The following is a 9,137-nucleotide window of genomic DNA, read 5'->3' as shown; positions in this document are numbered from 1 at the left end:
ATCCTCTGCGTGGGGCCGACCGACATCGGCAGCGCGGGTTCCAGGATGGAAGGCGGGAAAGTATGCTTTTGGTTCAGAAGAAAGATCGCCTTTAGTTACCAGCTGGGCGGTCGCGATTGACATACTTGTGCTCAAGTAGCCGAATAGGCGGTAGCACAACTATCGTGTGTCTTTCTCTTCTGGATCAAATCAAGCGCGAGAAGGGCGTTTGGTGAATGCCTTGGCAGCAAGAGGCGATGAAAGACGTGATACTCTGCGATAAGCCATGGGGAGCTGAGAATAAGCTTTGATCCATGGATCTCTGAATGGGGCAACCCACCTGAAAGCTTCATATTGTTATCTTTGATACTCAATATGGGGTTTAAACAGGTACTTAAGACCTGAATACATAGGGTTTTAAGAGCAAACCCGGGGAACTGAAACATCTAAGTACCCGGAGGAAAGGAAATCAATTGATACTCCCCTAGTAGCGGCGAGCGAACGGGGACCAGCCGAGCCAGATAAGTGACTAGAACACGTTGGGAAGCGTGGCCATAGCGGGTGACAGCCCCGTATAGGAAGCTTTGATGGACGTATTAAGTAGGGCGGAACACGTGAAATTCTGTCTGAAGATCGGAGGACCACCTTCGAAGGCTAAGTACTCCTTGCTGACCGATAGCGAACCAGTACCGTGAGGGAAAGGTGAAAAGCACCCCGACGAGGGGAGTGAAACAGTACCTGAAACCGAACGCCTACAATCAGTCGGAGGATCCTCGAGATCTGACGGCGTACCTTTTGTATAATGGGTCATCGACTTGGTCTTACGAGCAAGCTTAAGCCGTTAGGTGTAGGCGTAGCGAAAGCGAGTCTTAATAGGGCGCATGAGTTCGTGGGATCAGACCCGAAACCGAGTGATCTAGGCATGGCCAGGTTGAAGGTAAGGTAACACTTACTGGAGGACCGAACCCACATCCGTTGAAAAGGATCGGGATGAGCTGTGCCTAGGGGTGAAAGGCCAATCAAACTCGGAGATAGCTGGTTCTCTGCGAAATCTATTTAGGTAGAGCGTCATCCGAATACCCCGGGGGGTAGAGCACTGGATGGGTAATGGGGCCCCACAGGCTTACTGATCCTAACCAAACTCCGAATACCCGGGAGTACTAGATGGCAGACACACTGCGGATGCTAACGTCCGTAGTGGAGAGGGAAACAACCCTGACCTACGACTAAGGCCCCCAATTCATGGCTAAGTGGGAAAGCAGGTGGGACGACCAAAACAACCAGGAGGTTGGCTTAGAAGCAGCCATCCTTTAAAGATAGCGTAACAGCTCACTGGTCTAAATAAGTTGTCCTGCGGCGAAGATGTAACGGGGCTCAAGCCATGAGCCGAAGTCTAGGGATGCGTAAGCATCGGTAGCAGAGCGTAGTGTGACATAGAACTCATCCGTATTTGCATCCACTTGGATGTAATGACGGATCGAGTTCTTTCGATGAAGCGGGCGCGTGAGCGATCCCGTGGAGAGATCACTAGTGAGAATGATGACATGAGTAGCGACAAAGAGTGTGAGAGACACTCGCCGAAAGTCCAAGGGTTCCTGCTTAAAGCTAATCTGAGCAGGGTAAGCCGGCCCCTAAGCCGAGGCCGAAAGGCGTAGGCGATGGGAACTAGGTTAATATTCCTAGGCCAGGAGGATGTGACGGATCACAAGTGTAGTTCAATCTTATCGGATTGATTGGGCTGCTGAGTGGTTCCTGGAAATAGCCCTCCATCAGACCGTACCCTAAACCGACACAGGTGGACTGGTAGAGCATACCAAGGCGCTTGAGAGAACGATGTTGAAGGAACTCGGCAAAATACCTCCGTAAGTTCGCGAGAAGGAGGCCCGGTTCCTAGGCAACTAGGGGCTGGGGGCACAAACCAGGGGGTGGCGACTGTTTATTAAAAACACAGGGCTCTGCGAAGTCGCAAGACGACGTATAGGGTCTGACGCCTGCCCGGTGCCTGAAGGTTAAAAGGAGAGGTGAGAGCCTTGAATTGAAGCCCAGGTAAACGGCGGCCGTAACTATAACGGTCCTAAGGTAGCGAAATTCCTTGTCGGGTAAGTTCCGACCTGCACGAATGGCGTAACGACTTCCCCGCTGTCTCCAACATCGACTCAGCGAAATTGAATTGCCTGTCAAGATGCAGGCTTCCCGCGGTTAGACGGAAAGACCCCGTGCACCTTTACTACAGCTTCGCACTGGCATCAGGATTGTGATGTGCAGGATAGGTGGTAGGCTTTGAAGCGGAAACGCAAGTATCCGTGGAGCCTCCCTTGAGATACCACCCTTCGCACTCTTGATGTCTAACCGCGGTCCGTTATCCGGATCCGGGACCCTGCGTGGCGGGTAGTTTGACTGGGGCGGTCGCCTCCTAAAGCGTAACGGAGGCGCGCGAAGGTTGGCTCAGAGCGGTCGGAAATCGCTCGTTGAGTGCAATGGCAGAAGCCAGCCTGACTGCGAGACTGACAAGTCGAGCAGAGTCGAAAGACGGCCATAGTGATCCGGTGGTCCCGAGTGGAAGGGCCATCGCTCAACGGATAAAAGGTACGCCGGGGATAACAGGCTGATACTGCCCAAGAGTCCATATCGACGGCAGTGTTTGGCACCTCGATGTCGGCTCATCTCATCCTGGGGCTGGAGCAGGTCCCAAGGGTACGGCTGTTCGCCGTTTAAAGAGGTACGTGAGCTGGGTTTAGAACGTCGTGAGACAGTTCGGTCCCTATCTGCCGTGGGTGTAGGAGACTTGAGAGGAGTTGCCCCTAGTACGAGAGGACCGGGGTGAACGATCCACTGGTGGACCAGTTGTCGTGCCAACGGCAGTGCTGGGTAGCTATGATCGGACAGGATAACCGCTGAAGGCATCTAAGCGGGAAGCCCCCCTCAAAACAAGGTCTCCCTGAGGGCCGTGGAAGACCACCACGTCAATAGGCCGGAGATGTAAGCGCAGTAATGCGTTCAGTTGACCGGTACTAATCGCCCGATAGGCTTGATTTGATCCAGTAACAGAAAGACAAATCAAACCAAAAGCATACACCGACCTTGACAATGGATGACGTCGTAGCGCCAAGCCGCGATGTTGGTTGATTATATAACCGTGCAGGAACGCGCCTTTTGTAAACAAAAGACGCTTCCCCCTGCGCGTCGCGCTTTGCCAAAGGCAAAGACGTGACGTGGGCTTTTCCTCGGTTTGGTGGTCATAGCGCAAGTGAAACACCCGGTCCCATCCCGAACCCGGAAGTTAAGCACTGCCGCGCCAATGGTACTTGGGCTTAAGCCCCGGGAGAGTAGGTCACCGCCAAACCTAGTAAAAGCCCACAGTCTCTCTAATACGATCAGAAGAACACTACACGGCCTCAAGTAGCGTAAGCGGTAGGCCAACAAATGGTCTCAAGTAGCCGAATAGGCGGTAGACCAACGCAAAGTGTCGCGGGATGGAGCAGCCCGGTAGCTCGTCAGGCTCATAACCTGAAGGTCGCAGGTTCAAATCCTGCTCCCGCAACCAAATTTAGGGTCAGATAACAACAGCTTACACGCCGCCTCAGTGCGGTGTTTCTATTTGTACCAATCCCTCTGGAAGCACTGTGGAAGCACGCGGAGTGGAGACGGCTTTTTTAGCTATTAAGCATCAACCTAAAATCGAGAAATGTGAGCATGAATCACAGTGTGCTTTTGGGTGCTGCCGTAAGGGAACTAGTCATCAGTCGGAGTAATTGGCCTGTTGGCGTCAAGGTTTCAGCCCTTTTTTGTGACATTTTCCTCAAACGCGACCTCAAAGGCGGCCTGTTTGTCGGGGCTGGCTTCGGTCTGGTAGTTGGCTTTCCATTCGTCCATGGTCATGCCGTAGAAGATCTGACGGGCTTCGTCTTTGCCCATCTCGAAGCCTTTGTCGTTGGCCGCTTCCTGATACCAGCGTGACAGGCAGTTGCGGCAGAACCCTGCCAGATTCATCATGTCGATATTCTGAACGTCCGTGCGATCTTCCATCAAGTGCTTTTGCAGCCGACGGAATGCTGCGGCTTGAAGTTCGATTTCGGTTTGCTTGTCCATGGTCTGGCTCCGAAGAAGTGGATGCGGTTTGTATCCGAATTAACGCTCTGAAGAGGGCGTTTCAACTGACTCTGCGTTAGGCCAGTTTCAAGGCTAGCCACGGAATGACGCAGAAAATCAGCGTGAGGATTTTGTAGTTGGCCAAATACCGAAAATAGGCATGCTTCACATCAGGCCGTTCCATTTGGAACATTCTGGCATGAACCCCTGCAATCCAGTCCTGTAGCAGCACAACCATAGCGGTTGTGAACAGCAAAACAGCGATGTTCAGTATCGCCATCCAGCCAAAAAAACTTGTCAGCAACTCTTGTGTCATGGTCGCCTCCTTCCCAGTCTCCAAAGTGGGGGTTGAAGGTGCAGGTCACAATAACGTGCGATCAAAGGCCGCTGTCAGATAGTGCATCCTGTAGGATTACGGCGAGCCTTTCGGCCCAGGCCCGTTGCCCTGCGTGATCCGCGATCAGATCATTGCGCAGTTCGATCAATGCATTTGGTCGACCATGTGAGGTGCAATGCGTGTCGATGGCATCGCCGGGCAGAACGCCGGTATAGGGCTCATTCACGCCGACGCACAGATCGTCTTCGGCCTTCAGGCGGTCGATCAGAGGGAGTGAGAAGCGCTCATCCGGGGTGTGCAGAACGCCCACGTGCCAAGGGCGTGGTTCGCGACCGCGGAGTTGGCGGGTGAAAGAGTGCATAGACACGATCACCGCATGCGGAAGGGCGGCCAGTCGCCCAAGCGCGTCGTGATAAGGACGGTAGCACATGTCCAGACGCCGCTCACGCTCGGTCGCATCAGCGTGTCGATTGCCGGGTATGATCGAACCGTCATAGAGCTTCATTAGTAGCGTTGGGTCGTCCTCACCTCGGTTCGGATCAATCACTAGGCGCGAGAAATTGGCTGCGATGACCGGCGAGTTCAGGATCTCGCCCAGATGTTTCGAGACCTCGTAGGCGCCGACATCATAGGCGATGTGGCGTTCCATATCTTCGCGCGGCAATCCCAGATCCCCGCCGTTGATTTCGGGGGGGACGGTGTTGGTCGCATGATCGCAGGTGATCAGCCATCGGGACGGGCGATCCTCGCCATGGATAAAAAACGGAGTGTATGTCATGTGCCTGTCATCAAGTTTGCGGCAGGTGTATGGCAGTTGCTTCCAAAAGGGAATTGCGCAATAACCACCCACATACTGTTTGCGGTAACATTGCTGCATCACCTTGGGATTGAGGAGAGCGAAACCAGTGCGACGCCTTAGAAATGTAAAAATCGTGGCGACGCTGGGGCCAGCGTCCAATGACTATGACACCATCCGGGCCTTGCATGAGGCCGGGGCCGATGTCTTTCGCCTGAACATGAGCCATGGCAGCCATGACGAGATCCGTGAACGGCATCGCATTATTCGTCAGGTGGAAAAGGATCTGGACAGCCCGATCGCGATTCTGGCCGATCTTCAAGGCCCGAAGCTGCGTGTTGGGGTTTTTGCCAATGATGCGGAAGAACTGGTCGAGGGCGCGGCGTTTCGGCTGGACCTCGACCCTGAGGCTGGAGACATCAACCGTGTCTGCCTTCCACACCCCGAGATTTTTGCGGCGCTGGAACCCGGTGCGCGGCTGCTGGTAAATGACGGTAAGATCCGTCTGACCGTGCAGGATTGCGGCCAGGATTTCGCCAATTGCACTGTCGAAGTCGGAGGGACGATCTCGAACCGCAAGGGTGTGAACGTGCCCGATGTGCTGCTGCCACTGGCAGCCTTGTCGGCCAAGGATCGCGACGATTTGGAGTTTGTGTGCCAACTGGGTGTGGATTGGCTGGCACTCAGCTTTGTGCAGCGGGCCAAAGACGTGTTCGAGGCGCGCGCGCTGGCGGATGGACGAGCGTCGATCCTGTCGAAGATCGAAAAGCCCGCAGCGGTAGAGGCGTTTGACGATATCCTCGACGCATCAGACGGGATCATGGTGGCCCGTGGGGATCTGGGCGTTGAGCTGCCGGTTTCGGCTGTGCCCCCGATCCAGAAACGTCTGGTTCGCAAGTGCCGTGGTGCGGCCAAGCCGGTAATCGTCGCGACCCAGATGCTGGAGAGCATGATCGAAAGCCCGATGCCCACCCGCGCCGAGGTCTCGGATGTTGCAACTGCGATTTATGAAGGCACGGATGCCATCATGCTGAGTGCGGAATCTGCGGCAGGTTCTTACCCAATCGAGGCCGTGCAGACCATGAACAAGGTCGCTATTGAGGTTGAAGCCGACCCGACCTACACGCAGATCATCGCGGCCTCGCGTACTGCCAAAGGGTCGACCATCGCAGATGGTATCGTAGCAGCCGCGCGTGAGATCGCGGAAAAGACCGACATCAAAGCGATCTGTTGTTTCACCCAAAGCGGCACCACTGCGCTGTTGACTGCGCGCGAACGTCCCGGTGTGCCGATTATCGCCATGACACCGGCGACCGGAACCGCCCGCCGTCTGTGCCTGAGCTGGGGTTGCCACTGTGTGATGACGCCCGAACTTGAGAGGTTCAAAGGGGCCGTGGTCAATGCGGCCCGCGCCGCGCGCGCAGGGGGCTTTGCTGCCGAGAGCGACCAGATCGTCGTCACCGCAGGTGTTCCGTTCAATGTCCCCGGAACCACCAATATTCTGCGTATTGCCCCTTGTGACGAGCGTCTGATCTACAACACCGATCCGGGATGAGCCCGCTCGGATTTCAGGAAGGATCATATTGAGAATTCTCAAGCCGCCTATTTTTTAGGCTGCTTTTCTTGTTTGTTTTCAAAGGGAAGATGCCCGTAGGGTTGTATTCAGCAAAAATACCTCTGTTTTTTGGTGATTTTGCCGGATACTTAGCCTTAGGGCGATCATCTCAGATAGTTCCAGGTTCCGGTCGCCCTACCGGGGGCACGGGTCCCGGTCAAACCAGAAAAAAAATGGAGGAACGTCATGACAACAAAGATTGTCATTGGACTGGACGGGACAGAAACCGGAGAGCGCGCCATCGCCTTTGCCAAGGATTTGGCCGGGCGGATTGGCTCATGCGAAATGCTGGTTGTTTATGTCATCGAATGGTCCCCTTTCACTTTCCAAACACCGGAAGAAAACGCTCAACGGCACAAGCGGCGCGAGGAAGAGGTCGAACTGGCCACTTCGCGGATCATTGCCCCTACGGTTGAGGCGCTGAAGGCCGATGGGTTCGAAGCGCACGGCATCGTGCGCCATGGCGACGTGGCCGAGACGCTGAACGCGATCACGGTCGAAAACGGCGGCACTCAGATCATCGTCGGCCGCGCCTCGGCAGATGGGTTCAAGAAACGGCTGTTTGGAAGCTCGACCCAGAATCTGGTCATGCATGCTGACGTGCCTGTCACAGTTGTGAACTGAGCGGAGGGATTAGGATGAATATGCTTCAAAAACTGTGCCTTGGTGCGACCATGGCTCTGATGTCCGGCCCCGCTTTCGCGCAAGAGGCGCCAGGTCTGGACGAGAAGATCAATCAGGCTTTCGCGGATTTTACCGGCCCCTTCGTTAGCTTTATTTTCGCGCCGTTTCCGGGCACTGGATTCCCATGGATCGTGGGGTGGCTGGTCGTCGCGGCCACTGTGTTCTCGCTCTATTTTGCCTTTGTGCAATTCCGATTCTTCGGACACTCGATCAGCTTGGTCAAAGGTGATTACTCCGACCCCAATGACGCGGGTGAGGTCAGCCATTTTCAGGCCCTTGCTACTGCGCTGTCGGGGACGGTCGGTCTTGGGAATATCGCCGGTGTGGCGGTTGCCATCGGGATCGGTGGTCCGGGTGCCACATTCTGGATGATTGTCGCGGGCCTGCTGGGCATGGCGTCGAAATTCACCGAATGTACATTGGGTGTGAAATACCGCAACGAATATGAAGACGGCACCGTCTCAGGCGGCCCGATGTATTACATGTCCAAAGGCTTTGCCGAGCTTGGCCTGCCGGGCGGCAAAATCCTGGCCGTGCTCTTCTCGATCTTCTGTATCCTTGGCGCGTTGGGCGGAGGCAACATGTTCCAGGCCAATCAGGCGCACCAGCAGATTGCCGGGATTGTCGGAGACTATCCGGGCTGGATCACAGGTCTGGTCTTTGCGGGCATCGTCTTTGCGGTGATCGTGGGTGGCCTGAAATCCATCGCGCGTGTGACCGAGAAAGTCGTGCCGTTCATGGGTGTCATGTATGTGCTGGCGGCGCTGGTCATCATCCTGATGCATGCCGACCAGATCGGCTGGGCCTTCGGTCAGATCTTTGCGGGTGCCTTCACCGGCCTAGGCGTTGCTGGCGGTATGGTCGGAGCGCTGATCCAGGGCTTCCGTCGTGCGGCGTTCTCGAACGAAGCGGGCGTGGGTTCCGCGGCGATTGCGCACTCAGCCGTACGGACCAAAGAACCGATCACCGAGGGCTTCGTCTCGCTGCTTGAGCCGTTCATCGACACGGTTGTGATCTGTACCATGACTGCGCTGGTGATCATCATCACCCAGCAGCTGATCGTTGATCCGGCAACCGGCAACTACATGCTGAACGAAGCGGGTAATGCGATTGCAACGGTCGATGGCAATACCGGCGTCAGCCTGACCTCGGCGGCCTTCGGCAGCGCGTTCAGCTGGTTCCCGTTCATTCTGGCGATTGCTGTGGTTCTGTTTGCCTTCTCGACCATGATCAGCTGGTCCTACTATGGCCTCAAGGCCTGGACCTATCTGTTCGGCGAAGGCCACACCAAAGAGTTGGTGTTCAAGATCATCTTCTGCGTCTTCGTTGTCATCGGTGCGGCGGCCAACCTTGGCCCGGTCATCGACTTCTCGGATGCGGCGATCTTTGCGATGGCGGTTGTGAACGTCTTTGCGCTCTACTTCCTGATGAAAGTGGTGCGTCAGGAGCTAGCCTCCTACTCCGAACGTCTGAAGAGCGGCGAAATCCGCAAATTCAGCCACTAAACACTTTACCGGGGCAGCCCTGTGCTGCCCCGGTGCATTGGCCACTGCGAAAAGCGCAGATTCTGGGCCAAACCCCCTTGCCAGTATGACCGAACTTGCGTAAACGGCGCATCTGATCGCGTGACCGGCCGA

6 protein-coding genes, 1 tRNA gene and 2 rRNA genes are annotated in these 9,137 nt (G+C 55.5%); 6 read left to right on the top strand and 3 right to left on the bottom strand.

The window, feature by feature from the left end; genetic code table 11:
- The first annotated feature begins 187 nt into the window (after window positions 1-187).
- The 3 genes from ACR3FB_RS13710 to ACR3FB_RS13700 all read left to right on the top strand — a co-directional run bounded on the left by ACR3FB_RS13710 (window position 188) and on the right by ACR3FB_RS13700 (window position 3,523).
- Window positions 188-3,015, top strand: a 23S ribosomal RNA gene (locus ACR3FB_RS13710).
- A gap of 192 nt (window positions 3,016-3,207) precedes the next feature.
- A 5S ribosomal RNA gene (gene rrf / locus ACR3FB_RS13705) occupies window positions 3,208-3,322 on the top strand.
- Window positions 3,323-3,446: 124 nt separating this feature from the next.
- Window positions 3,447-3,523: transfer RNA gene (locus ACR3FB_RS13700), tRNA-Met, on the top strand.
- A gap of 230 nt (window positions 3,524-3,753) precedes the next feature.
- Here the strand turns inward: ACR3FB_RS13700 and ACR3FB_RS13695 are convergent.
- The 3 genes from ACR3FB_RS13695 to ACR3FB_RS13685 all read right to left on the bottom strand — a co-directional run bounded on the left by ACR3FB_RS13695 (window position 3,754) and on the right by ACR3FB_RS13685 (window position 5,183).
- Window positions 3,754-4,068, bottom strand: a complete 315-nt coding sequence (locus ACR3FB_RS13695; RefSeq protein ID WP_425085841.1) for a DUF1244 domain-containing protein — start codon at window positions 4,066-4,068, stop codon at window positions 3,754-3,756.
- Between the two features lie 76 nt (window positions 4,069-4,144).
- A complete protein-coding gene (locus tag ACR3FB_RS13690) occupies window positions 4,145-4,384 on the bottom strand; it encodes a DUF6868 family protein (RefSeq protein WP_480565790.1) in 240 nt (79 codons plus the stop codon).
- A 61-nt stretch (window positions 4,385-4,445) separates the two neighbouring features.
- Window positions 4,446-5,183, bottom strand: coding sequence for an N-formylglutamate amidohydrolase (locus ACR3FB_RS13685; protein ID WP_480565789.1), 738 nt, complete (start codon window positions 5,181-5,183; stop codon window positions 4,446-4,448).
- Window positions 5,184-5,310: 127 nt separating this feature from the next.
- On the opposite strand from ACR3FB_RS13685, the gene pyk reads away from it, so the two are divergent.
- The 3 genes from pyk (at window position 5,311) to ACR3FB_RS13670 (ending at window position 9,005) form a co-directional block, all read left to right on the top strand.
- A complete protein-coding gene (pyk, locus tag ACR3FB_RS13680; RefSeq protein ID WP_170475104.1) occupies window positions 5,311-6,756 on the top strand; it encodes a pyruvate kinase in 1,446 nt (481 codons plus the stop codon).
- A gap of 246 nt (window positions 6,757-7,002) precedes the next feature.
- A complete protein-coding gene (locus ACR3FB_RS13675; protein WP_170380993.1) occupies window positions 7,003-7,440 on the top strand; it encodes a universal stress protein in 438 nt (145 codons plus the stop codon).
- 14 nt (window positions 7,441-7,454) lie between these two features.
- Window positions 7,455-9,005, top strand: a complete 1,551-nt coding sequence (locus tag ACR3FB_RS13670; RefSeq protein ID WP_480565788.1) for an alanine/glycine:cation symporter family protein — start codon at window positions 7,455-7,457, stop codon at window positions 9,003-9,005.
- The last annotated feature ends 132 nt before the right edge of the window (window positions 9,006-9,137 follow it).

This window comes from Ruegeria sp. AO1 (assembly GCF_056535985.1).
This window is presented reverse-complemented; position numbering and strand designations above follow the sequence as displayed.

Bases quoted from the DNA above. Each gene is read 5' to 3' on its own strand.
- ACR3FB_RS13690 (WP_480565790.1), bottom strand. From the start codon at position 4,384: ATGACACAAGAGTTGCTGACAAGTTTTTTTGGCTGGATGGCGATACTG.
- ACR3FB_RS13695 (WP_425085841.1), bottom strand. From the start codon at position 4,068: ATGGACAAGCAAACCGAAATCGAACTTCAAGCCGCAGCATTCCGTCGG.
- ACR3FB_RS13670 (WP_480565788.1), top strand. From the start codon at position 7,455: ATGAATATGCTTCAAAAACTGTGCCTTGGTGCGACCATGGCTCTGATG.
- ACR3FB_RS13675 (WP_170380993.1), top strand. From the start codon at position 7,003: ATGACAACAAAGATTGTCATTGGACTGGACGGGACAGAAACCGGAGAG.
- ACR3FB_RS13685 (WP_480565789.1), bottom strand. From the start codon at position 5,183: ATGACATACACTCCGTTTTTTATCCATGGCGAGGATCGCCCGTCCCGA.